The sequence below is a fragment of the Bradyrhizobium icense genome (assembly GCF_001693385.1).
Classification (GTDB): domain Bacteria; phylum Pseudomonadota; class Alphaproteobacteria; order Rhizobiales; family Xanthobacteraceae; genus Bradyrhizobium; species Bradyrhizobium icense.
This window is the reverse complement of the sequence record NZ_CP016428.1, coordinates 393,972-415,228: the sequence shown is the minus strand read 5'-3', so window position 1 is coordinate 415,228 and position 21,257 is coordinate 393,972. Positions and strand designations below refer to the sequence as shown.

The 21,257-nt window shown below is 64.1% G+C and carries 23 protein-coding genes and 1 tRNA gene; 9 read left to right on the top strand and 15 right to left on the bottom strand.

Features of this window, described 5'->3' with window-relative positions:
• Positions 1-50 precede the first annotated feature (50 nt).
• The 4 genes from LMTR13_RS02005 to LMTR13_RS01990 form a co-directional block, all read right to left on the bottom strand.
• Positions 51-1,055 carry an ABC transporter substrate-binding protein gene (locus LMTR13_RS02005; RefSeq protein WP_065726464.1) on the bottom strand — a complete coding sequence of 335 codons (1,005 nt, stop codon included), beginning with the start codon at positions 1,053-1,055 and terminating at the stop codon, positions 51-53.
• A gap of 191 nt (positions 1,056-1,246) precedes the next feature.
• Positions 1,247-2,611 carry an FAD-dependent oxidoreductase gene (locus LMTR13_RS02000; RefSeq protein ID WP_065726463.1) on the bottom strand — a complete coding sequence of 455 codons (1,365 nt, stop codon included), beginning with the start codon at positions 2,609-2,611 and terminating at the stop codon, positions 1,247-1,249.
• A 76-nt stretch (positions 2,612-2,687) separates the two neighbouring features.
• Positions 2,688-3,494: an aspartate dehydrogenase gene (locus LMTR13_RS01995; RefSeq protein WP_065726462.1), complete on the bottom strand. Its 807-nt coding sequence runs from the start codon at positions 3,492-3,494 to the stop codon at positions 2,688-2,690.
• Entirely contained in the window at positions 3,495-4,292 is a 798-nt protein-coding gene (locus tag LMTR13_RS01990) for an enoyl-CoA hydratase-related protein (protein WP_065726461.1), read from the bottom strand. It lies immediately after the preceding gene.
• 167 nt (positions 4,293-4,459) lie between these two features.
• On the opposite strand from LMTR13_RS01990, the gene LMTR13_RS01985 reads away from it, so the two are divergent.
• Complete coding sequence (locus LMTR13_RS01985; protein ID WP_065726460.1) at positions 4,460-5,434, top strand: ketopantoate reductase family protein; 975 nt, start codon at positions 4,460-4,462, stop codon at positions 5,432-5,434.
• Positions 5,435-5,457: 23 nt separating this feature from the next.
• Positions 5,458-6,240, top strand: a complete 783-nt coding sequence (locus tag LMTR13_RS01980) for an SDR family oxidoreductase (protein ID WP_065726459.1) — start codon at positions 5,458-5,460, stop codon at positions 6,238-6,240.
• Here LMTR13_RS01980 and LMTR13_RS01975 read toward each other — a convergent pair.
• Positions 6,232-6,966 (bottom strand): aspartate/glutamate racemase family protein, encoded by a 735-nt coding sequence (locus tag LMTR13_RS01975; protein ID WP_065726458.1) that lies wholly within the window; start codon positions 6,964-6,966, stop codon positions 6,232-6,234. The genes LMTR13_RS01980 and LMTR13_RS01975 overlap by 9 nt on opposite strands.
• A gap of 171 nt (positions 6,967-7,137) precedes the next feature.
• Positions 7,138-7,821, bottom strand: a complete 684-nt coding sequence (locus LMTR13_RS01970; RefSeq protein ID WP_065726457.1) for an alpha/beta hydrolase family protein — start codon at positions 7,819-7,821, stop codon at positions 7,138-7,140.
• A gap of 243 nt (positions 7,822-8,064) precedes the next feature.
• On the opposite strand from LMTR13_RS01970, the gene LMTR13_RS01965 reads away from it, so the two are divergent.
• On the top strand, positions 8,065-9,912 hold the full coding sequence (locus tag LMTR13_RS01965) for a di-heme-cytochrome C peroxidase (RefSeq protein ID WP_065726456.1): 1,848 nt from the start codon (positions 8,065-8,067) through the stop codon (positions 9,910-9,912).
• Positions 9,913-9,987: 75 nt separating this feature from the next.
• Here LMTR13_RS01965 and LMTR13_RS01960 read toward each other — a convergent pair whose 3' ends face one another.
• On the bottom strand, positions 9,988-10,230 hold the full coding sequence (locus LMTR13_RS01960) for a hypothetical protein (RefSeq protein ID WP_065726455.1): 243 nt from the start codon (positions 10,228-10,230) through the stop codon (positions 9,988-9,990).
• A gap of 238 nt (positions 10,231-10,468) precedes the next feature.
• Between LMTR13_RS01960 and LMTR13_RS01955 the strand changes: the two genes are divergently transcribed.
• Complete coding sequence (locus LMTR13_RS01955) at positions 10,469-11,431, top strand: alpha/beta hydrolase (RefSeq protein ID WP_065726454.1); 963 nt, start codon at positions 10,469-10,471, stop codon at positions 11,429-11,431.
• A 15-nt stretch (positions 11,432-11,446) separates the two neighbouring features.
• Here the strand turns inward: LMTR13_RS01955 and LMTR13_RS01950 are convergent, their stop codons facing one another.
• Together LMTR13_RS01950 and LMTR13_RS01945 are read right to left on the bottom strand one after the other, a co-directional pair.
• Positions 11,447-12,394, bottom strand: coding sequence for a 1-phosphofructokinase family hexose kinase (locus LMTR13_RS01950; RefSeq protein WP_065726453.1), 948 nt, complete (start codon positions 12,392-12,394; stop codon positions 11,447-11,449).
• A gap of 2 nt (positions 12,395-12,396) precedes the next feature.
• Positions 12,397-12,473, bottom strand: a tRNA-Arg gene (locus tag LMTR13_RS01945).
• 458 nt (positions 12,474-12,931) lie between these two features.
• On the opposite strand from LMTR13_RS01945, the gene LMTR13_RS01940 reads away from it, so the two are divergent.
• Entirely contained in the window at positions 12,932-13,477 is a 546-nt protein-coding gene (locus tag LMTR13_RS01940) for a PRC-barrel domain-containing protein (RefSeq protein WP_065726452.1), read from the top strand.
• A 100-nt stretch (positions 13,478-13,577) separates the two neighbouring features.
• Here LMTR13_RS01940 and LMTR13_RS01935 read toward each other — a convergent pair whose 3' ends face one another.
• Genes LMTR13_RS01935 through LMTR13_RS01925 form a run of 3 tightly spaced genes read right to left on the bottom strand, consistent with a single transcriptional unit; the run spans position 13,578 to position 15,633 of the window.
• Positions 13,578-14,537: a Bug family tripartite tricarboxylate transporter substrate binding protein gene (locus LMTR13_RS01935; RefSeq protein WP_065726451.1), complete on the bottom strand. Its 960-nt coding sequence runs from the start codon at positions 14,535-14,537 to the stop codon at positions 13,578-13,580.
• A gap of 58 nt (positions 14,538-14,595) precedes the next feature.
• Positions 14,596-14,964, bottom strand: coding sequence for a dimethylsulfonioproprionate lyase family protein (locus LMTR13_RS01930; protein WP_065726450.1), 369 nt, complete (start codon positions 14,962-14,964; stop codon positions 14,596-14,598).
• Between the two features lie 30 nt (positions 14,965-14,994).
• Positions 14,995-15,633, bottom strand: a complete 639-nt coding sequence (locus tag LMTR13_RS01925; protein ID WP_065726449.1) for an RraA family protein — start codon at positions 15,631-15,633, stop codon at positions 14,995-14,997.
• Between the two features lie 278 nt (positions 15,634-15,911).
• Here LMTR13_RS01925 and LMTR13_RS01920 point away from each other — a divergent pair, with 278 nt between their 5' ends.
• Positions 15,912-16,868 carry a helix-turn-helix domain-containing protein gene (locus LMTR13_RS01920; protein ID WP_065726448.1) on the top strand — a complete coding sequence of 319 codons (957 nt, stop codon included), beginning with the start codon at positions 15,912-15,914 and terminating at the stop codon, positions 16,866-16,868.
• Positions 16,869-17,135: 267 nt separating this feature from the next.
• On the top strand, positions 17,136-17,780 hold the full coding sequence (locus tag LMTR13_RS01915; protein ID WP_065726447.1) for a hypothetical protein: 645 nt from the start codon (positions 17,136-17,138) through the stop codon (positions 17,778-17,780).
• Between the two features lie 165 nt (positions 17,781-17,945).
• Here LMTR13_RS01915 and LMTR13_RS01910 read toward each other — a convergent pair whose 3' ends face one another.
• The gene (locus LMTR13_RS01910) at positions 17,946-18,146 is read right to left on the bottom strand and encodes a hypothetical protein (protein ID WP_065726446.1); all 201 of its coding nucleotides are present in this window, start codon (positions 18,144-18,146) and stop codon (positions 17,946-17,948) included.
• 59 nt (positions 18,147-18,205) lie between these two features.
• Positions 18,206-19,213 carry a 2-dehydropantoate 2-reductase gene (locus tag LMTR13_RS01905; protein WP_065726445.1) on the bottom strand — a complete coding sequence of 336 codons (1,008 nt, stop codon included), beginning with the start codon at positions 19,211-19,213 and terminating at the stop codon, positions 18,206-18,208.
• Positions 19,214-19,349: 136 nt separating this feature from the next.
• On the opposite strand from LMTR13_RS01905, the gene LMTR13_RS01900 reads away from it, so the two are divergent.
• Positions 19,350-19,925, top strand: a complete 576-nt coding sequence (locus LMTR13_RS01900; RefSeq protein WP_065726444.1) for a YidB family protein — start codon at positions 19,350-19,352, stop codon at positions 19,923-19,925.
• A gap of 131 nt (positions 19,926-20,056) precedes the next feature.
• Positions 20,057-20,335: a GlsB/YeaQ/YmgE family stress response membrane protein gene (locus LMTR13_RS01895; RefSeq protein ID WP_065726443.1), complete on the top strand. Its 279-nt coding sequence runs from the start codon at positions 20,057-20,059 to the stop codon at positions 20,333-20,335.
• An 85-nt stretch (positions 20,336-20,420) separates the two neighbouring features.
• Here the strand turns inward: LMTR13_RS01895 and LMTR13_RS01890 are convergent, their stop codons facing one another.
• Positions 20,421-21,203 carry an SDR family NAD(P)-dependent oxidoreductase gene (locus LMTR13_RS01890; protein WP_065726442.1) on the bottom strand — a complete coding sequence of 261 codons (783 nt, stop codon included), beginning with the start codon at positions 21,201-21,203 and terminating at the stop codon, positions 20,421-20,423.
• Positions 21,204-21,257: the final 54 nt, after the last annotated feature.

Here is a 21,257-nt window from a genome sequence, read left to right as displayed (position 1 = left end):
TGGATTGCTTCGTTACTTCGCTCGCAATGACGGCACTGGCGCAACTCTCTTCAATCCGCCTTCACATATTCCTTCGCGATGATCGCATCCGCACCAAACCCTTTGTCGACAAAGCCTTGCGCCTGCAGCCACGCGATCTGATTATCGACATTCTTGACGTCGAGCTTGCCGTCCGGGTCGATATAAGCGCAATTGCCGACCACCTGCGCGACCGGCAGATTGGTGTATTTCGCAATAATCTCGAGCAGCGGCTTCGTCTTGTCGTTGATCTCGGCCTTGCCGTCCTTCACGGAAGCCAGGATCACATCGTGATATTCGCGGTCGGCACGCGCCAGCGCGCCCAGCAGCTTCGTCACCAGCGCCTTGTTGGCAAGCGTCTTCGGCGAAGCGAACACCGCGCCGAGTTGCCACGGCGTCTCATCCCCGACCCAGCCGAGGAATTTGGCGCCACCGGAATCCACCAGGGCCCGCGCCGTCGAGATCGGCAGCAAGGCCGCATCGACGGTTTCACCCTTCAGTGCCGCGGCGGCATTCGACAGCGACTGCAGCGGCATCACCTTTGTGTCCGCGAGCTTGAAACCGTATTTGTCGGCGAGCAGTCCCAGCGAATAGTGAAAGCTGGAACCGACCTGCGTCACCGCGATCCGCTTGCCGGCGAGATCCTTCGGCGTCTTCAACCCCGCCGCATAGGCGTTGTTGCTGGCGAAATAGCCGATCAGGGGATAGCCGGCCTTCTCGCGGCTCATGCCGCCGATCACCTTCAGCGTGCCCTTGCCGGCGAGATTATAGAGCCCGGCGGTGAAAGCCGTGATACCAAAATCGACGTCGCCCGAGGTGGTCGCCACCGCGATCGGCTGCGCCGCATCGAAGAATTTCAGCTCGATGTCGAGCCCGGCCTCGCGGAAATAGCCCTTGTCCTGCGCGATGAACACCGGCGCCGATGACGACAGCCGCAGCACGCCGATTTTCGCCTTCAGCGCATCATCGGCCCGCGCTGTCCCGCTCGCCACCATCACCAGCAAGCCCGCCAACGCAAGCCGCGCAAACTTCTTCATCCATTTCCTCCGTATCCTGCTTTTCTCACGCTATCCACGTGCGTCGTCCCTGCGAACGCAGGGACCCATAACCACAGGGCTTGGTAATGGCAAAAGCCGTCTACCCAAGTGCCCAAAGCAAGGCCGCGGCGTATGGGTCCCCACGTTCGCGGGGACGACATAAACACATTCATCCTCCGGAGTGCACGGCTTTACAATCCTTCGGGCACGGGTTGATCCCGCCCGATGAACGCGCCCTGTTGTTTTAGCATCTGTTGCAACTTTTCAACGGCAATGTCGCGCGGAATCGTGTTGCCCGACAGTGCCAACGCTGCTGCAAGCCCCGCCGCCTCCCCCATCGCAAAGCAGGCGCCGGATACCCGCGCCGCCGACTGGCCCTCATGGGTCATCGAGGCACAGCGTCCGGCCATCAGGAGATTGTCTACGCTCTCGGGCACCAGCATGCGATAAGGCAATTCGTTAAAGCCGCGCGATTCCGGGATCGGCGGGAACTTGAACACGACGTCGCCGGCGACGTGCTGCTCCATCGGCCAGCCATTGACGCCGATGGAATCGTCAAACAACGCGCAGCCGAGCACATCCTCACCCGACAGCATATAGCCGCCGACCACACGACGCGTCTCGCGGATGCCGAGCTGCGGCGGCAGGTCGACGATGTAGGATTTTTCGAAGCCGGGCACGGTGCGCAGGAATTCGAACGCCTGCACCGCCTGCCGCCGTCCCTCGATCTCGCCGCGCGTCATCTGATCAGGATCGATGCCGCTGATCGCCGTGCCGTCCTCGCGCGCGAGCTGGGTAAAGTTGACCCGCCACTCGATGCCGGAGCGCTGCGGCCGCACGATCGCGGACTTGCGCGGAAAGCGATGCGTGCCCGCGGCTTCGGCCTTTTCCATCAGCGCCGGAATCGTCCGCCACGCCTCGCCAGCCTTTGCGGGATCGATGCCGTTGAGACGGAGCATCATCGAGGGATAGAGCATGCTGCCGGCATTGTCGCCGACTTCGAACGGTGCGCCCGCCCAGGCCGCGAGGTCGCCGTCGCCGGAGCAGTCGATGAAGATGCCGGCGCGCACCGCCTGGCGGCCCGCTTTGGTCTCGACCATCAGCGCATGGATGCGCTTCTCGTCTTCCATCACGATGCCGGCGCCAAGTGCGTGAAAGAGGACATCGACCTTGTGCGCCGCCAATAGATCGTCGGCCGCGATCTTGTAGGCCGCGGTGTCATAGGCTTGCGCGAGAATCTTGCCGAGGATCAGATGCGGCGCGTTGAGCCCATCGAGCCTGTCGATCCGCGCCAGCAACTCGGACGCAATCCCCTGCACCACCCGACGCATCTCGCCATGAACATTGGCATGCAGCCCGCAGAAATTGGTCACGCCGGCGGCCGTGCCCATGCCGCCGAGAAACCCATAGCGCTCGATCAGGAGCGTGCGGCGGCCCGCGCGCGCCGCAGCCACGGCGGCCGCGATGCCGGCGGGCCCACCACCGAGGACGGCGACCTCGTACTCGCCATAGAGCGGGATCTTGCGGGCGGGTTCAGTGATGGTTTTGGCAGGCACGCGCAACTTCCCAGATCGATAGCTGGAGGCTGACCCCTCCCTTACAGCATTTAGCTAGCGCGGCGCGCGGGACGGCTCAAGTTCCGACCTGCAGCGCCGAGGTGAGCTTGCGCAACGCCGCGATCACCGAGAGCGCGGTGATGCGGCCCGTCTTCGGATTTTCCGAGGGGATGTTTTCGATCGACATCGTGAACGAAGCCGAATCGGATTCGACCCTGATCTGATGGCAGTTCCGCGTCACCGCCGGATCGGCCCAGATTTCGATCGTCGTGCGATCGGGCCCGATCCCGGCCAGCGACAACGCCGCCACCACGTTGACATTGGCGGGAAAGGCGGCAGCCGCATCGCGCGCCGAGCCCTTGAACACACATAGCGCCGATGCCAGTCCATCCATGGAGATTCCATTCTCGACGAGATAAGGCGCGCCGGCGAGGCCTCCGGGCGGCTTGCGCGTCATCATCTGCACCGAATGGATGGTGCCTTCGGCGGCCGCCGAAACCGCATCGAAACCGATCAGCGCGCCGGTCGGCACAATGATCTGACCACCATGCGCCCGCGCCAGATCGACGAGATCGGGACGCGGCAACAGCGCGCTGGCGCTCAGTACCATCACCTGCTTGCCGGCGGTGAGCATCGGCCGGCAGATCTGATCGAGGATCGCGGCGGGCGCACATTCGACGACGAGGTCGGCATGGCCAGGCAGCTCATCGAGCGAAACCAGCGGACAGGAAATACCCTCACGATCGAGCCATGCTTTCGCTTTCGCACGATCCCTCGTCGCAATCGCCGCAAGAGTTAGGCCCGGCAGCCCCTGCGCCAGCTTGCGTGCCACGGTTCGGCCGATCTCGCCCAGTCCGGCAATGGCGATGCGTTTGGTAGACACTTATCCCGCTCCCCAATTCGCCGCCCGCTTCTCCGCAAATGACGCCAGCCCCTCGGATGCCTCCGCCGTCTGCCGCCGTGCCGAGTGCATTTTCACCAGCCGCGTGTAAGCTTCGTCGTCGACGCTCATGCCGCCGAACGAGTTCTCCATCGCCAGCCGCTTGGTTTCCGTCAGCGCCTCGGGGCCGTTGGCAAGCAGTTGCTCGACCGCCTTGTCGCCGGCCGATTCCAGCTCGGCCAGCGGCACCACCTCGTGCACCAGCCCGATACGCCGCGCCTCCTCCGCGCCGAAACGTTCCCCGGTCAGTGCATAGCGGCGGACCTGGCGGACGCCGATGGCGTCGCAGAGTTGCGGGATGATGATCGCAGCCGTCAGGCCCCAGCGGACTTCGGTGATCGAGAACAGCGCATTGTCGGCGGCGATCACGACATCGCAGGCCGAGATCACGCCGGTGCCGCCGCCGAAGCAGCCGCCCTGCACCAGCGCCACCGTCGGGATCGGCAGCGTATTCAGCCGCTGCACGGCCTCGAACGTCGCGCGCGACACCGCTTCGTTCTCTTCGGCGGATTTCGGCCGGACGCCGTTGATCCATTTCAGGTCGGCGCCAGCCTGGAAATGCTTGCCGTTCCCCTTCAGCACGACGAGGCGAAGGTTTTGCTTCTTGCCGAGGTCGTCCATCGCCGCGAGCACGCCGCCGATCAGGCCCGCGTCATAGGCGTTGTTCACCTCGGGGCGGTTCAGCGTGACGGTAGCGACGCCACGTTCGTCGAGACTCCACAAAACCGGATTGGCGCTCATCGGCGACCCTCTCGTATTCGTTTCCGGCGGCACTATGCCGAGACAACGGAAGGTGATCCATCCCTTTTCGCCATAGCAGTGATGCAAACCGCGTCACCGGTTGCATACGGTGGCGGGTCTGTGGAAACTGAAGCTTCGGGCGATCCCTTCAGCAGGATATACACTCCATGCGGATTTGCATTTTCGGTGCGGGCGCCGTCGGTAGCCATTTTGCAGTGCGTCTCGCACTGGCTGGACATGATGTTTCCTGCATCATGCGAGGTGCGCATCTGGATGCCGTGAAAGCCAACGGGCTGGCGCTGCGGGTTGGAAATGACGAGTTCAAGGCGAAGGTAAGAGCTTCGAGCGATCCGGCCGCGCTGGGGCAACAGGACGCCATCATTTGCACGCTGAAGGCGACAGGCCTCACGAGCCTCGCCTCTGGGCTGCCGCCGCTGCTCGGCGACGACACCGCCGTGGTGTTCGCGCAGAACGGCATTCCCTGGTGGTACGATATCGGGCTTCCTCCAAAACATCCGCCGGTGCCGGATCTGGCGTTCCTCGATCCCGGCGGACGCCTGCGCGCGGCAATCCCCAAGCAGCGCATCGTTGGCGGCGTGGTGTTCTCGTCCAACGAAGTCGTTGAACCGGGCGTGGTCGCAAATCTCTCGCCCGAGCGAAACCGGCTGCTGATCGGCGAGTGCGACGACCGCGCCAGCGAGCGCGTCGCGAAGCTCCGTGTAGCGCTGAACGAAGCTTCGATCGACTCGCCCGAGGTCACGCAGATCAGGGCGACGATCTGGTCAAAATTGCTGACCAACATGTCGATGTCGGTACTGTGTTTGCTGACCGGGCAGACCGCGCGCGCCATACGCGACGATCCTGATCTCGCCGACATCGTGCCGCGCCTGCTCGATGAGGCCAACAGCGTGGCGCAAAGCTGTTTCCCGCAAGTCAAACGGGTGACGCGCTCCGGCCCCGCGCCGGACCACAAGCCGTCGATCCTGCAGGATTACGAACGCGGCCGCGCCATGGAGATCGACGTGCTGGTCCGCGCGCCCGCCGCCTTCGCCCGCGCCGCCGGACTTTCGACACCGATGCTCGACATGATGGCCGCGTTCGCCATCCGACAGGCGCGCGACAAGGGGCTCTACAAGACCTGAGAACAAGCAGGAGGAACCGCATCATGCATGTCAAGGGCAAGGTCTGCGTCGTCACGGGAGCGGCGAGCGGCATCGGCGAGGCGGTGGCGCGTGCCTACGCGGAAGCCGGCGCGCGCGGCGTCGTCGTCGCCGACCTCAAAACCTCGCGCGAGAAGCTTGCCAAGGTCGCGGGCGACATCGACGGGCTGCCGATCACGGCCGATGTCGGACTGGAGGAAGACATCAAGGCACTGATCGCCGCGGCTGAAGACAAATACGGCCCCGTTGACGTGTTCTTTTCCAACGCCGGCCTCTCGCGCAAGGGTCAGGAGACCGCCTCCGATGCCGACTGGGAGGTGAGCTGGCGCGTCCATGTCATGAGCCATGTGTTCGCGGCACGCGCGCTGGTGCCCGGCATGCTCGCGCGCGGCTCCGGCTATCTCCTCAACACCGCGTCCGCGGCGGGCCTGCTGGCGTCGCTGAACTCGATGCCGTACGGCGTGACCAAGAACGCCGCGGTGGCGCTCGCCGAACATCTCGCCATTCAGTATGGCGACCGCGGCATCCGCGTCTCCGTGCTCTGCCCGCAATCGGTGCAAACCGGCATGACGACGCCGGGCCCGAGCGCGGCGAGAGTGGATGGCGTGCTGCAGCCGCCGGACGTGGCGCGGATGGTGATCGAGGCGATGGAAGAAGAACGTTTTCTCATCCTGTCGCACCCGCAGGTCGCCGAATACATGCAGCGCAAGGCCTCCAACCGCGATCGCTGGCTCGCCGGCATGCGGCGACTACGCGACAAGATCTACGGCGGGCCGCAATCAATCTAACGACTTCGGAGCGAATGGCGCCAATAAGCCATCGTATCGTTTCGCGCCCGGCGACGCATACGAACCGCGCCGGGACGTCGTCAGCTTCAGGCCGGCCAGTGCCTCGGCCTGCTTCACCGCTGCCGCCACGCCATCGACGACGGGGACGCCGAATTTCCGCGACAGTTTTTGCGGCAGATCGGCCATGCCCGCACAGCCGAGCACGACCGCCTCTGCGCCCTTGTCGAGCGCGCGGGCAATCTCGGCTTCAAGCTTCGCTTCCGCGCCGGAGCCGGGCTTCTCGAGATCGAGCACCGCGACGTCGCAGGCCGTGACCTGGACCCTCTCCGCAAAACCATAGCGGCGCACCAGCTCTTCGAGCGGCACGATCGAGCGCGGCAGCGTGGTGACGATAGCGATGCGTTTTGCAATCTGGCCAGCCGTCACCAGCGCCGCCTCGCAAATGCCGACCACCGGAAAGCGCGCCACCGATCGCGCCGCGTCGAGCCCGGTGTCGTCGAAACAGGCGATGATGCCAGCGTCGGCATCCGGCGCGTTCATCAACGCCTGGATCAGCCCGGGCACGGCAAAGGCCTCGTCGTAGTAGCCTTCGATCGAGACCGGCCCCATCGTCGACGTGACGGCTGATATTTCGGTGCCTGCTGCGGCAACGGCGCGGGCCGCGGCGCCGATCGTGTCGGTCATCGAGGCAGTCGTATTCGGATTGACGATCAGGATTTTTGTCATGGATGCATCGTAGTTCGGAAAGCGTCAAGCGCAACTATATCCGTCGTCCCTGCGGAAAGCAGGGACCCATACACCGCGGCCTGCGGAAGAGGCACAAGGGGAAACGGCTTTCCTCAACCACGCTCGCCCGTGGTTATGGGTCCCGGCGTTCGCAGGGACGACTTCGAGAGCTTAGCCGATAGTCCCATCAACCCATGCCGCAAACGCATCCAGCGCCTCGTCCATCACTTCGCGATCATTCCTCCCCGAACTCTTCAGCACATGGAAAGAATGATCGGCGCCATCGAGCAAATGCAGCGTCGCGCGCGAACCCAGGCTCTTGACGACAGGCTCGAGCAGGCTCATCTCGGCCAGCGCGTCGCGCGTGCCCTGCAAGAACAGCATCGGGATTGTGACGTCTGTGAGATGCCTGGCCCGCTCGCTGGACGGCTTTCCGGCCGGATGCAGGGGAAAACCGAGAAACACCAATCCGCGAACGCCCGGCAACGGCGAGAGCGCCTGTGCCTGCGAGGTCATCCGCCCACCGAACGATCGGCCGCCCGCGACCAGCGGCAGCGAGGGAAAGCGCCGCCCGGCTTCCGCCACGGCCGCTCGCACCGTTGCGTGTGCGACCGCGGGTGGATCGGGCCGCTTGCCGCCTTTCTCCATATAGGGAAACTGATAGCGCAGCGTCGCAATGCCGCGCTCGGCAAGGCCTGTGGCAACCGTCTCCATCGACTTGTGTGTCATGCCCGCACCGGCCCCGTGCGCAAACACGTAACACGCGCGCGCCTGTGGCGGCTGCAGCAATAGCCCTGAAACCGCCTCGCCGGGGCGGATCTCAATTCGCAAGCGTTCTGCCGCTTCTGCCGTCATGTGATCTGTCCGACACGTTTCTGCATGATGGAGACTCTATACTGGAAAACGCCCGGCGCGAGATGACCGGCCGAGGACCCCATCGCGCGGCCTCAAAGGATTTGGATTTATGGACAGGCCTGTGGCGCCACTATAGGATTGCATCATATTCAACCGCACGCCGAGGGTGATTCGCCTTGCGGCGTTTTTTGATAACAGACCGATATTGCGCGCCACCGGCGCAGTTTTAACGAGGGGCAGGCCATGCGGGGCAAAAGGATTGCGAAAATTGTGATCGCGCTGGCGGTCGTCGGCATCGGCTACGCGGCCTTCAAGGACGACATCGCCAAGCTCTGGCAGGATCTTCACGTCAAGATCGTGGAGCATCCCACGCCAAAGAAAACCGTCTGGCTCGATCAGGGCGTCGCCAAGGAAAAGCTGAGCTGGTTCTATCACGCCGATCAGGGAACGCGGACCTTCGGCTTTCCCTATGAATGGTTCAGGGCGCTGGAGCAGCCGACGATTTCGTGGCTGCCGTTCACCAACGTCGGCCTCTTCAGCGACCCCGCCTATCTCGACCGCTACGGTTTCATTGCCGACACCATCATCCCCGGCAAGGAGGCGCTTCCGATCGGATTCGCGAAAGGCGGCCCGATGCTCGACCCGACCGGCGCACCGTGGAAGAACCCGCGCAACAAGCAGGACATGACCGGCATCGGCCTGACCTGCGCGGCCTGCCACACCGGCAGCTTCACCTACAAGGACACCGCTGTCGTCATCGACGGCGGATCGGCGCTCACCAACCTCTTCGCGATGAAGCAGGGTATGGGCATCTCGCTTCTGCTGACGCGCTACTGGCCCGGGCGGTTCGATCGGTTCGCCGAGCGCATCCTGGGTCCGGACTCCAGCGTCGACGACCGCGAGACGCTGAAGAACCAGCTCGACCAGGTCCTTGCCCAGTACAAGCAGGTCAAGAATCTCGAAGAGCGCGTCGCCTCGCAGAGCATCGTGGAAGGATACGGGCGGCTCGATGCGCTCAACCGGATCGGCAACCAGGTGTTTTCGATCGGCCTGAAAAAGCCGGAGAACTATGCCGGCTCCTCTGCGCCGGTGCATTTTCCCAGGATCTGGAACACGCCGTGGTTCGACTGGGTGCAGTACAACGGCTCGATCATGCAGCCGATGGTACGCAATGCCGGCGAAGCGCTCGGCGTGTCGGCCGAGCTCAACCTGACCGAGCCGTCAAAGGGTCTGTACAAATCGAGCGTCGACCTGAAGTCGCTCCACGCGATGGAGCAGATGATCAAGGGCAAGAATCCGCCGAACGCGAAGGACAAATTCTCGGGCCTGCAATCCCCGAAATGGCCGGCCGACATCCTGCCGCCGATCGACCAGAAGCTGGCCGGCAGGGGCGCAGAGCTCTACAAGACCCATTGCCAGGAGTGCCACCGGCCGCCGGTGACGAGCGAGGCGTTCTACGATTTCAACAACAAGGACTGGTGGACCAAGAACGAGGCCGACGAGGCGATCCTCAAGGTCGAGAATGTTCCGATCTCCCATATCGGAACCGATCCCGCGCAGGCGGCGGACATGCTGGCCCGCACCGTCGCGGTTCCCGACCATCTCGGAATCAAGAGCAGCAGTTTTGCGTTCGCACTCGGCGAACTCGTCGAGAAGACCGTCAACACCATCTTCGATCAGCAAAAGCCGCCCGTGAGCGTCCCGGAGCGGAAACGGATGGATGGCTACATGCCGAACGAACTCCGGGGCGAACTGGCCTACAAGGTTCGTCCGCTGAACGGCGTCTGGGCGACGCCGCCCTATCTGCACAACGGCTCGGTGCCGACCATCGACGATCTGCTTGGCGACCCGGAGAAACGGCCTGCCAAATTCTATCTCGGCAGCCGCGAATACGACCCCGTGAAGCTCGGTTACAAGACCGACCCGATCACCAACGGGTTCGAATTCGATACCTCGATTCGCGGTAACTCGAACCGGGGGCACGAGTTCAGGAAGGACTACAACAAGAACAAGGAAATCAAGGGCGTCATCGGACCGGAGTTGTCCGCCGACGATCGAAAGGCGCTGATCGAATACCTCAAGACGCTCTGAGTCATCAGAGCTGAATTATTCGAACGCCGTCGTCACCGGCACCGGCCTCGCAGCGTCGGAACCGAACCGCTGGCCTTAACGGCTGGCCACCAGCCGCAAATGCGGCTTGATTGTTTCCTCAAGCTCGGCCCTGAGTTGGTGCACGCGCGGATCAGCCGAGCGCGCCGCGCACAGCGAATATTGGTTGACCGAGCACGCCAGCGCGCGCCGCTCGTCGGCGGTCCGCGTCACTTCCGGGCTGGACAGTTTGAGCACCATCCCGCCGAGTTGCACCAGCATTTCGTCGAGCGCCCGATCTATTCCGGCAATTTGATCCATCGCACCACTCCCTCTGGAAGGAGTAATGATCGGTGCGCCCGGCCGTTCCCCGCTCGCACTCGGTTAGGGATAACCAGAAGTAAACGGACCGCGATTCTATCGACGCCGCCCGCATATCGGCTTGAAGGAATCATTGTCAGTTGAAGGATGCAGGCCCGGCCTGCCCTGGAAAACGCCGCAATTGCAGCGGCCGCGCGCGTTACCTATGCTGCCGTCCCGTTCCGCGCGAGGCCCCCACATGATTCCACCGCTCGATCCCGTCGTCGCCCAGATCATTCCGCTGCTGCCGCTGCGCGACCCCGCGACGATGACGCCGCACAGCGCGCGCGATGCGCTCCGCGCATTGGCGGCCTCGCGCGCGGCGGTTCCTCCGCCCCCGGTGATGAGCACGGAAGACATCAAGGTGAAAGGCGCCACCGGATTCCTCGCCGCGCGGGCCTACCGGAACTCGAACGACAAATCGCCGACGGTCGTGTTCTTTCACGGCGGCGGCTGGGTCGCCGGCGATCTCGAGACCCATGACCGGCAGGCGCGCTGGCTCGCGATCGAAACCGGCGCCGTCGTCGTCTCGGTCGATTACCGCCGGCCGCCAGAGGTGCGGTTTCCCGGCGCCTTCGAGGATGCCTTCACGGCCACGCAGGACGTCATCGCCCGCATCGCCGAATTCGGCGGCGATGCCGCGCGCGTCGGTGTCGCCGGTGACAGCGCGGGCGGCAATCTGGCGGCCACCACGGCAATCGCCTGCCGCGAGGCCGGCATCGGGCTGGCAGCGCAATTGCTGGTCTATCCCGTCACCGACGTCGCCGGAAATTTCGCGGACGCGATGGAGAACGCCCGATTCCCCTCGCGCGCCGAGAACGCCGAAGGCTATTTCCTCACCCGCGCCACCATGGAGTGGTTTTGCGGCCATTACCTCGAAGACAAAACGCACGGCACCGACTGGCGCGTCTCGCCGCTCCGCGCCAAAGACCTTGCCGGCGTGGCACCGGCCATCGTTTGTACCGCATGGTTCGATCCGCTTCGTGACGAAGGCAAGGCCTACGCCGACACGCTCAAGGCGGCCGGCGTGCCGACCAGCTATTACGACGGCCTCGGCCTGATCCACGGCTATTTCGGCCTCGGCGAGGCCTCCGAGACCGCCAGGCGCGAAGCGCAACGCGCGCGGGCGGATTTCAAGGCGCTGCTCGAGAAGGGCGCTTAGCCAGACGTTTCGCGATCATACCGTTTCGATCGTTACCTGACCGGCAAGGCGCGCGACGTCCTCCGGCCGGCACAGCTCGGTCCCGGGATGGAGCAGCGTCGCGGCGCCGGCAGCGACCGCAAGACGGAAAGCGTCCGGGCGAGATGCACCTGAAGCGAGCCGCCAGACCAAGGCCGCCAGAAAGCTGTCGCCGGCTCCGACCGCGCTCCGCGGCGTAATCGGAATCGGCGGCGCCCGCAGGACTTCGTCGCGCGTGACAAGCGCCGCGCCAAGATGGCCCATCGTCAATGCGACGATGGTCGCTTTGCCCTTTTCGACGAGCTCCCTCGCAGCGACTTCCCACGCGTAGGCGTCCGACGGTTCGCTTCCGGTCAGTTCGCGCATCTCCCGCAGGTTCGGCTTGATGAGGTCGACGCCCTCAGCCGCCGCTGCGGCGAGCGCCGGCCCCGAGGTGTCCAGCACCATCCTTGCGCCGCGCTGCTTTGCGATCCTCGCGATCTGCGCATAGAAGTCATCGGGAACGCCATCGGGCAGGCTGCCGCTTGCGACCAGGAAGCGGGGAAAAGGCTCGATTTCCGCGATCAGCTTCAGGCATTGCTTCCACTCGGTTTCGTCGAGCCGTGGGCCGGGAAGAATGAACCGGTATTGCTTGCCCGCACTGATTTCATCGACGAAAAAATCCTCCCGCGTCTCGCCCGCAATCGTCCAGGTGTGGCTGGTAATCCCCTCTTCGTCGAGTAGCTGGCGCAGCAAGTTTCCGATCGCTCCGCCGACGGGATAGATTGCGCGGGCATCGCCGCCGAGCCGCTTGATGACCCGCGCGACGTTAATTCCGCCGCCGCCGGGATCGCGCCGCTGCGATCGGCCGCGCAGCTTGGCCACCGGCACGATCCTGTCGACCGCAGTCGAGAGATCGACCGCCGGATTCGGAGTGACCGTCACGATGTCTGAGGTGCTGGACATGCTGGCGATCCCGGGAAGACTCGAACTTCCGACCTACGGTTTAGGAAACCGTCGCTCTATCCGGCTGAGCTACGGGACCGCGGACCTGCATGGCAAGGCAGGTGCTTGGGATGCTTCATAGCAAAGCAAGCTTGGCATCGCCAGCCCTCCGAAGCGCGAAATGCAGACCGTGTTACCCGCTTGGTTGGTCGAGCGGTTCGGACAGAGCGGCATACGAGAGCGCTCATACCGGGAACGGGTTAGATATCAGTGCGTACCGATGCGTTGGTGTCGCAGCAAGAAACCGGCAAAATAGCTGCGTCCATCATTCCCCGTTGCGGCCGGTTGCCACCGGCATGAGCTGTCATTTCAACGCGGACAACGCGAACATGTTTCCGAATCCAAGCGTACAGGTTCCGCCATGGCGCGCTTGGTTTTGCCGGCCCGCTTTATGCCGCCGTATGGCTGCGTCATTCCGAAAGTTCTCCCGGATCCAGAGGAACATTCGCGCAGGCGTTCTGTTCTAGGGACATCGATCGACTTTCGAGGAGGACAGAAATGCAGAAACTTTTAGCCGCGGCTCTCTTGAGCGCCGCCATATTCAGTGCTCCCGCCTATGCGCAGACCGCGCAGACGGCTCAGCCCGCCGCCCCCGCAGCAACGACGGCCGGCTCGCAGGACAAGATGATGCTCAAGGGCAATTGGCGCGCGTCCAAGCTCATGGGCCTCGACGTCTATAATGACGCCAATGAAAAGCTCGGCGAGGTCAACGAGCTGATCCTGGACAAGGACGGCAAGGTCAATGCCGTGGTGATCGGCGTCGGCGGCTTCCTCGGAATGGGCGAACATGACATCGCCGTTTCCATGGACAAGCTCAAATTCGTCGAGGAGCCGGTCCGCACCAGCTCGACGGCGCCCGGAGCGACCACGCGCGACACTACAGGCACCCAACGCGAGACCACGACCGGTGCGGCCACGAGCACCACTGCGCCGACCCCGCGCAGCGCCGATGCGAACGACTGGATGCCCGATCATGCCGTGATGAGCGGCACCAAGGATCAGCTCAAGGCGATGCCGCAGTTCAAATATTCAGACTACAACTAAGGCGTTCCCACGCTTGATGATTAAGGCCCCCTTGGTGGGGCCTTTTTCATGAGCGGATGAAGAAGTAAATCCCGTGTCGCGGATGCGCGTCGCTCACCCGCTACGCCTTGATGTTGTTCTCGCGGACCACCTGCCCCCAGATGCTCACCTGCTTGGCGAAGAACGTCGAGAACTCCTTGCTGCCGGCGAGCAGCAGCGACATGTTTTGCGTATCGCGCAACTGCGCCGCAACTGCCGGCTCGCTCAGAATCTCCTTCGCCGATTTCGCCATGCCGGCGACGGCATCTTCCGGCGTTCCCTTCGGCGCGAAAACACCCCACCAGGCCAGCGTCTCGAAATCCGGAAAGCCCGCTTCGATCGCGGTCTGCGTATCCTTCAGCACGGGCAGCCGCTCGCGGCCCAGTTGCAGGATGGGACGCAGCATGTTGGTGCCGAGCTGCGCCGTCACCAGCGCCGCCGATCCAACGATGAGATCGACATGGCCGCCGAGCACGTCGTTCATGGCCGGACCGCCGCCGCGGTAGGGCACATGCGTGATCTCGACGCCGGCCTTCTTGCCCAGCACCGTCATCGCCAGATGGCCGAGGGTGCCGATACCGACGGAGGCGTATTTCACGGCGCCGGGCGTTGCCTTGCAGGCCGCGACCACATCGGCAAACGTCTTGTACGGCCGCTCGGCGTTCGCGGCGATGACATAAGGCGCCGTGCCGACCAGGAATACCGGCACCAGGTCCTGCATGACGTCCAGCCCCGGCTTTTCAAGAATGGCCGGAATCACCGCGTGCGAATCGAACGTCACCAGAAACGTCGCGCCGTCAGGCGCGCTCTTGGCGACCTGCACGGCGCCGAGCGAGCCGGCCGCGCCGGATTTGTTCTCCACCAGCACGGTCCGGCCGAGCCTGGTCTGCAGGTGAGACTGCAACAGCCGCGCCAGCGCGTCGGTCGATCCTCCCGGAGGAAACGGCACCACCAGCGTCATGTTCTTGGTCTGCTGCGCCAGCGCCGGCGTCACTGCGAACGCGGCTGTCGCCGCAAGCAAATTTCGTCTTGTAATCTTCACCAGAACTCTCCTCCCATTAACGCCTGCGATATTTTTTGTTTTTGTTCGCAGGCTTCATTTAAGTGCCGAAGCCGGATCCGGCCTTTTTGTATTCGGGGCGCGGCGGGCTGAAGATGTCAAGCACGCGGGCGCCTTCGGGTCCAGCCCGCATCGTGTGCGGCACGTTTCCCGGCGTGCGCCAGAAATCGCCCTTCTTGACCGGAATTTCCTCATCGCCTTGAACCCGGATCGCCGAGCCTTCAAGCAGCACGCCCCATTGTTCTTCGGGGTGATGGTGCAGCGTGCCTTGCGAATGCGGCGCCAGCGCCACGACCGACAGCATGGCGTGCTCGCCCGAAAAGATGCGTGTGGTGACGCCGGCGGCGAGTTCGCGAAACAGGCCGTCATCCGGGTTGTCGAGGTTGTGGAATTCTTCCTTCTGACTCATCGTTCCTCCCAAGCGCGCTGTCGCGCCCCATCAAGATTTGCCGTAGCTGCCTTGGTAGCGGCCCTCGCGAATCGCGATCAGGGTGTCTTCCTCGCGCGCGATCTGGGCGCGGACCGCCTCGAGCAAGGTGCCGGCCACAGCAGCAGGGAACGATACCACGCCGTCCTCGTCGCCCACCACGATGTCGCCGGGAGAAATCACCGAGCCGCCAATGCAAACCGGCACGTTGATCTCGCCGGGCCCGCTCTTGTACGGGCCGCGGTGGATCGCCGCGCGGGCAAAGCAGGGAAAGTCGGAAGCCGCGAAGGCCGCGACGTCGCGGATGGCGCCATCGATCACGTACCCCGCGGCGCCGCGGTATTCGGCGATATTCTTCATGATCTCGCCGACCAGCGCCCTCGTCTCGTCACCGCCGCCGTCGACCACGATCACGTCGCCCGGCCCGACCAGTTCCAGCGCCCGGTGGATCGCAAGATTGTCGCCGGGCCGCGTGCGCACCGTGAAAGCAGCTCCGACCAGCCGGCCGGCGCGATGAAACGGGCGCAGGCCCACCGCGCCCGGCAGCCGGGCAAGGTTGTCGCTGATGATCGAGGTCGGCGCGTTCCTGAACGCCTCGATCACTTCAGGCGCAGGCTTCGGCACGCTCGTCATGGCCGTGGTGATGGTCATAGAGACTGTTTCCTCTTGCTTCCTCTTGCGGCTCCGGCCCGCCCGACGCGAGGGTTCCGGATGAGCCGGCACATGATGGCTTGGGTTGGCGCAAAACAATTAGCATTCCGCTTGAGCTGGTATAATGGATTTCGATGGGTCCGGCGCGGCTCGCCCGGGGAGCCCGCACATCACGTCGGCGCTGTCGAAATCTTCGCCTCGGCCACACTTCTTAATGCGGCCTTAACCAGACCGGCCGACGCTGGCTGCGAAGATTCGCGCCGCCAAGTTGTCTTACAATGCTGTTCCAGAAGCTTGCCCCCTCGCCGGCCCTTTCGATCGTCCGGTTTTCCGACATCGACGCCTTCCGGCCGGTCGAATTTGTCGCGGACGCGCGCAGCGTCCCGCTGAATCTTGCGAACTTCCATACCGCGCGCGCGGCGGTGCAGTTGCCCTGCTGCCAGATCACGTTGCTCCGTTCGTTTCCGCGTATCGTCGACGTCAGCTACCGCGCCGCGCATGGCGTCGTCATCTTCCAGATCGAGGAAGACTACGACGTCTCGGTCAACGGCCTGTCCGTGAACCGGCCGACCTTTATCGGCATGCGCGGCAATGTGGATTTGCAGTTCGTCGAACCCCGCGGATCGCTGCACGCGATCGTCACCCTTGGCGCCGGCCTGCGGGATCGGCAGTGGTTCGATGCGCCGGACCGGCTATGCCCGTTCATGCCGGACCCCGACGCTCTTGCAACGGTCAGATCCGTCACGACGGGTATTTTGCAGACGGCTTCCGCCAGACCGGAATTGGTGCAGGAGCCTCGTTCGGCGCTTGCCCTCCAGGAAGGCCTGCTGCTCGCCATCGACGAGATGTTCCGCAGCAGCAGAACGCCGGAAGTGGCGGGCAAGACTGCAAGCACGGGCTATTGCCGCCTCGTTCGCATGATCGACGAGTATGTCGCCTTTCATGCCGCCTCGGCGATCTACAGCGCCGACCTCGCCGAACAATGCGGCGTGTCGGTCAGGACGTTGGGCACGGCGGTGGCGAGCGTCCGCGGCATGAGCCTGCATCGCTATCTGCGCCTCAAGCAGCTTTGGTCGGCGCGCGCGCAGCTCGTGAAGGGGTCCGACGCCATCACCGTGACGTCGTGCGCCCGAGCCAACGGCTTCCATCACATGGGCGAATTTGCGAGACTCTATCGTGCGACGTTCCATGAAACGGCGTCGCGCACGCTGGCGCGCGCAAGAGGCGCTGACTGATTCTTGCCACAATGTGGCGTGCTTATCCGCTCGCCTTCAAATGGTGCACTTAGAATCGCTACAGCATCGTCTGCGGGAACTTGCTTCGCTGTTGAATTTCTTCAAGATTTCTAATGGCCTAGCACTGTGTTCCATCGGTCACATCAGCGGGATAAGGTCACAACGCGAGCGGGAACATCGTGCAGTTTCGGCGTGACAGCGCTGCCAAAATGATGACAATCGACTCAATCAAAGTTCCCTAGAGAATTCGACTGGAGCGGACCGTCCGTGATCGCCTCACGTGCATCTTCACTTGTTGTTGCCACGATCGGAGGGCTGTTCGTGCTCGCGCCGGTGGCTTCGGATGCGCAGTGGTGGCGCAGTGCGCCGTACGATTTCGAATCCTGCGCCGATGTGGCCGAGCAGGCGAAGACCAAGGAAGAAAAGACGGCGAAGCTTGCTGAGTGCAACGCGAAATTCGCCGGCCGCCGCAAGCCCGGTGGCGGCTACACCTATTACGATTTCATGCAGGACCGGACGTTCGACATCGCAGGTCCCAACCCGACGCCGGAAGAGCAGAAGAAGATCGACGAGCAATATACCGCCTATCTCGAGCGCGAGCGGCGCAACCACATCGCCGCGGCGATGGCGGCCAAGCAGCAGCAGCCGGAGCTACCGCCAGCGCAGGACATGCAGCAAGGCATCCAACAGGCCTCGCTGCGCACCGAGCAGGCCCCTCCGCCGGTCGAAACCGAAAAAGTGCCGATACCGGTGGCGAGCCCGGTCAAGCAGGCCGCACGCATCAGGGCGGCCCAGTGCGCCAAAAACCAATTCTCGTGTGAATGGCCGCGGCTCTCGGAGAGCATCAACGAACTGAAACGGCTGTTCAATCCGCAACAGCAGCCGCCGGCGGCCAAGCAGAAGAAGGGCTAGATCCCTCTGTCGTCCCTGCGAAAAGCAGGGACCCATACCGCGTGATCTATCCATAAGGCGAAACGGCAGACGTCATCTCAGGACAACTGCATTCGGTGGCCATGAGTCCCTGCGGTTCGCAGGGACGACGTGGGGGAGCGGCGTGCTCACGCGGCAACATCGGCATCAATGCATGCGCGCCTTCTTGCCGCGGCGCGGCTTGACGACCGGTGCGACGACCGCGCGCGACGCCGCCCGCTGCTCCTGCAGCCGCGCGTCATAGCCCGGCGACGGCGTCGCCGTCGGCGGTACGGCATAAGCGGGCAGCAATGACGCCCAGAAAATTAGGACGGCAACCGCTACCAGCGCGAGGCCCGTTCGTTTCATGTCGCTTCTCCCATCGGCTCACCTGAACGAAAGTCGCGCCGGACCGACGCCAAGGCAAATCAATTTCGGGAGCGGATCTGCTCCGGTGTCAGGCGGGGCGAGCCCCTGGCCTCGCGCTCGGCCTGCCGGATCAATTCCGCGATCCGGCGCGACAGCGGCGCCTCGAGCCCGCGGCGCTCGGCAATTTCGGTGATGACGCCCTGCAGATAGTCGATCTCGGTGCGGCGGCCGCGCTGCAGATCTTCCCACATCGACGAGCGCGCCTCGGGATCGATCTTCATCGTCCGCCCCAGCAACGCCTCGAAGATCGGGTCCGGCAGGCGCAACAGCGTCGGCATCCACGCTGCCGGAATCGGCGTCGGCGAGACCGGCTTGATGCCCTCGGCCTTGATCGCCGCGAGAGCTTCGGCGAGTTGGTCAGCGAACAACTGCCGCCAAGAGCGTCGCGCGAGTTGCTTGCGCAGCGGCAGATCGGCCAGGGCGTTGAGCGCGTTGTTGAGATTGAGCAGCAGCTTGCCCCATTGCACCCCGTCGATGTTGCCGGTCGGCCGCATCGTCAGTCCCGGCACCGATAGCTTCTCGGCAGTATTCGCCTCGTCCTGCTCGATGACGATGTCGCCCGAGGTCGCGCGATGAAATCGCCCCTCGCCCAGCGCCATCACGTTGAACGGCACCATGCCGCCGAGCACGCGCCGCCCCGGCAGGCGGTTGCGGAGCACGGCGGCATTGCCGACGCCATTCTGCAGGCTGACGACGACAACATCCGGCGGTGCGTGCTTGGCAATGATTTCGGCCATCGCAGCGGTATCCGCGCTCTTGACCGTGACCAGCACCACGCCGGCATCCGCAAAAACGGAAGGATTTTCCGACAATACGAGCCGATCGCGCGTGATGGCCTGGTCAAAACCATCAAAACTCGTCGGCCGCAGGCCGTCTGCTTCGATCTCGGCGATCACGCGCGGACGCGCCAAGAGCGCCACGCGGCGGCCGGCTGCTGCCAGCATGCCGCCGACGAAGCAGCCGATGCTGCCGGCGCCTGCGATACCGATCGTTTGGCGCGAAACCATTTGTCACCTTTCGCGTTGCACCCGGCTTCGAATAGCAGAGCGTGCGGACGGTGCCTATCGCAGGCGCGCGCTCGCGCCTTGTAACCGTCATGTGCCACCGTTATGTTTCACGCGGGGCTACGCAGAGGAGACAACCATGGGTTTACTCGACGTCCTCAACGGCATGATGAACGGGCCGCGCGGCCCGAGCCGCCCCAGCTCCCAATCCGAGAGTGGCGGAATGTCGCCCTTGACCATGGCGATCCTGGCGCTGCTGGCCTGGAAAGGCATCAAGCATTTCAGCGGCAACCAGACCGGCTCGGCACCGCAGCCGGCGCCCGCGCCGGGCAATGTGAACGCCGGCATGCCCGGTGGCGGCATGGGCGGCGGACTCAGCGACATGCTCAAGGGCGGATTGGGCGGACTGCTCGCGGGAGGCGCGGCCGGCACAATCCTGAGCGGCGGCCTCGGCGACCTCATGAAGCAGTTGCAACAGAACGGCCTTGGCGATCAGGCCGACTCCTGGGTCGGCAACGGCCCCAACAAGCAGATCTCTCCCGGCGATCTCGGCAATGCGCTCGGCGCCGACGACATCGAACAGCTATCGGCGCAAAGCGGCCTGTCGCGCGACGATTTGCTGCAAGGTCTCAGCCAGTATCTGCCCGACGTCGTCAATCATCTGACGCCGGACGGACGACTGCCGAACGAGAACGAGATATCGGAACGGTTCTGATGCCGCACGATAGCGTTTTCCAGCGAAGTGGATACCGGTTCGCGTGAAGAAAACGCGTCAAACAAGAATCTAACGCGACGCTCGATAGCGCCGCGCCGCTTCACCATCGACACATTGGAAAGGGGACGGAAATGGGCGGCATTATCTGGATCATCGTCGTCGGCTTCGTCGCCGGCATCATCGCGCGCATCCTTTCGCCGGGCCAGAACAACCCGACCGGCTTCATCCTGACCACGGTGCTCGGCATCGCCGGCGCGTTCCTGGCGACCTTCGTCGGCCAGGCAATCGGCCATTACAGCCCCGATCAGGGCGCCGGCTTCATCACCGCCACGATCGGCGCGCTGGTGGTGCTGTTCATCTGGAACCGGCTGGTAGCGCGCGGCGTGATCTCGGATCCGGGGAACAGGTGAGAAGCCGTAGGGTGGGCAAAGGCGCATGCGCCCTGCCCACCATCACTGGTGGGCACGCTTCGCTTTGCCCACCCTACAATTCTCGTCACAACACCAGATGCATCCCCGCATCCATCCGCACATATTCGCCGGTCATGTTGCTCGACGCCGGCGAGGCGAGGAAGCAGACGAGCTGCGCGATGTCTTCCGCCGTCGAGGCGACCTTTAGCGGCACCTTCGCCACCACGGCGTCGCGCACCGCTTTCGCGCCGGCCTCGCCGCGGCCCTTGGTGAACCAGGGCGTATCGATATAGCCGGGACATACCGTGTTGACGCGGATCAGCGGCGCCAGCGCACGCGCCAGCGATTGCGTCATGGTGTTGAGCGCGCCCTTGCTTGCGGCGTAGGCGACGGACGAGCCGCCGCCGGAAATGCCGGCGACCGACGACACGTTGACCACGGCGGACGGTTGGCCGGAAGCTTTGGCGCCCGCTTCGAGCAGCGCGCGCGCCGCGCGGATCATCTGGAACGGGCCGATCGTGTTGACGGCGTAGATGCGCTGAAAATCCTCGGCCGAAAGCCCGTCGAGGTCGTGGTGCGGCACGTGCTTGGTGGTGCCGGCATTGTTGACCAGCACGTCGAGCCTTCCCCACGGCACCGCAGCGGCGGCGATCTTCCTGCAGTCTTCATCGCGCGACACGTCGCCCTGCACCACCACGACTTCGGCGCCGGCGCTGCGGCAGAGATCGGCGGTGGCTTCCGCCTCCGCCTTGCTGTTGGAATAGTTGACGACGATGCGCGCGCCGCCCTTTGCCAGAATGGCCGCGGTCGCCGCTCCCAGGCCGGAGGCAGAACCGGTTACAATCGCGCACAAACCATCCTTCGACATCCGCATTTCCTTTGTTGCTTATTGGCTGGTTTCGAACCGCCCGTTGGTAAGTCG

Excerpts from the sequence above, each read along its gene's own strand:
- LMTR13_RS02005 (WP_065726464.1), bottom strand. The coding sequence starts at position 1,055 with ATGAAGAAGTTTGCGCGGCTTGCGTTGGCGGGCTTGCTGGTGATGGTG.
- LMTR13_RS01990 (WP_065726461.1), bottom strand. The coding sequence starts at position 4,292 with ATGAGCGCCAATCCGGTTTTGTGGAGTCTCGACGAACGTGGCGTCGCT.
- LMTR13_RS01985 (WP_065726460.1), top strand. The coding sequence starts at position 4,460 with ATGCGGATTTGCATTTTCGGTGCGGGCGCCGTCGGTAGCCATTTTGCA.
- LMTR13_RS01980 (WP_065726459.1), top strand. The coding sequence starts at position 5,458 with ATGCATGTCAAGGGCAAGGTCTGCGTCGTCACGGGAGCGGCGAGCGGC.
- LMTR13_RS01975 (WP_065726458.1), bottom strand. The coding sequence starts at position 6,966 with ATGACAAAAATCCTGATCGTCAATCCGAATACGACTGCCTCGATGACC.
- LMTR13_RS01970 (WP_065726457.1), bottom strand. The coding sequence starts at position 7,821 with ATGACGGCAGAAGCGGCAGAACGCTTGCGAATTGAGATCCGCCCCGGC.
- LMTR13_RS01965 (WP_065726456.1), top strand. The coding sequence starts at position 8,065 with ATGCGGGGCAAAAGGATTGCGAAAATTGTGATCGCGCTGGCGGTCGTC.
- LMTR13_RS01960 (WP_065726455.1), bottom strand. The coding sequence starts at position 10,230 with ATGGATCAAATTGCCGGAATAGATCGGGCGCTCGACGAAATGCTGGTG.
- LMTR13_RS01955 (WP_065726454.1), top strand. The coding sequence starts at position 10,469 with ATGATTCCACCGCTCGATCCCGTCGTCGCCCAGATCATTCCGCTGCTG.
- LMTR13_RS01950 (WP_065726453.1), bottom strand. The coding sequence starts at position 12,394 with ATGTCCAGCACCTCAGACATCGTGACGGTCACTCCGAATCCGGCGGTC.
- LMTR13_RS01940 (WP_065726452.1), top strand. The coding sequence starts at position 12,932 with ATGCAGAAACTTTTAGCCGCGGCTCTCTTGAGCGCCGCCATATTCAGT.
- LMTR13_RS01930 (WP_065726450.1), bottom strand. The coding sequence starts at position 14,964 with ATGAGTCAGAAGGAAGAATTCCACAACCTCGACAACCCGGATGACGGC.
- LMTR13_RS01925 (WP_065726449.1), bottom strand. The coding sequence starts at position 15,633 with ATGACCATCACCACGGCCATGACGAGCGTGCCGAAGCCTGCGCCTGAA.
- LMTR13_RS01920 (WP_065726448.1), top strand. The coding sequence starts at position 15,912 with ATGCTGTTCCAGAAGCTTGCCCCCTCGCCGGCCCTTTCGATCGTCCGG.
- LMTR13_RS01910 (WP_065726446.1), bottom strand. The coding sequence starts at position 18,146 with ATGAAACGAACGGGCCTCGCGCTGGTAGCGGTTGCCGTCCTAATTTTC.
- LMTR13_RS01905 (WP_065726445.1), bottom strand. The coding sequence starts at position 19,213 with ATGGTTTCGCGCCAAACGATCGGTATCGCAGGCGCCGGCAGCATCGGC.
- LMTR13_RS01900 (WP_065726444.1), top strand. The coding sequence starts at position 19,350 with ATGGGTTTACTCGACGTCCTCAACGGCATGATGAACGGGCCGCGCGGC.
- LMTR13_RS01895 (WP_065726443.1), top strand. The coding sequence starts at position 20,057 with ATGGGCGGCATTATCTGGATCATCGTCGTCGGCTTCGTCGCCGGCATC.
- LMTR13_RS01890 (WP_065726442.1), bottom strand. The coding sequence starts at position 21,203 with ATGTCGAAGGATGGTTTGTGCGCGATTGTAACCGGTTCTGCCTCCGGC.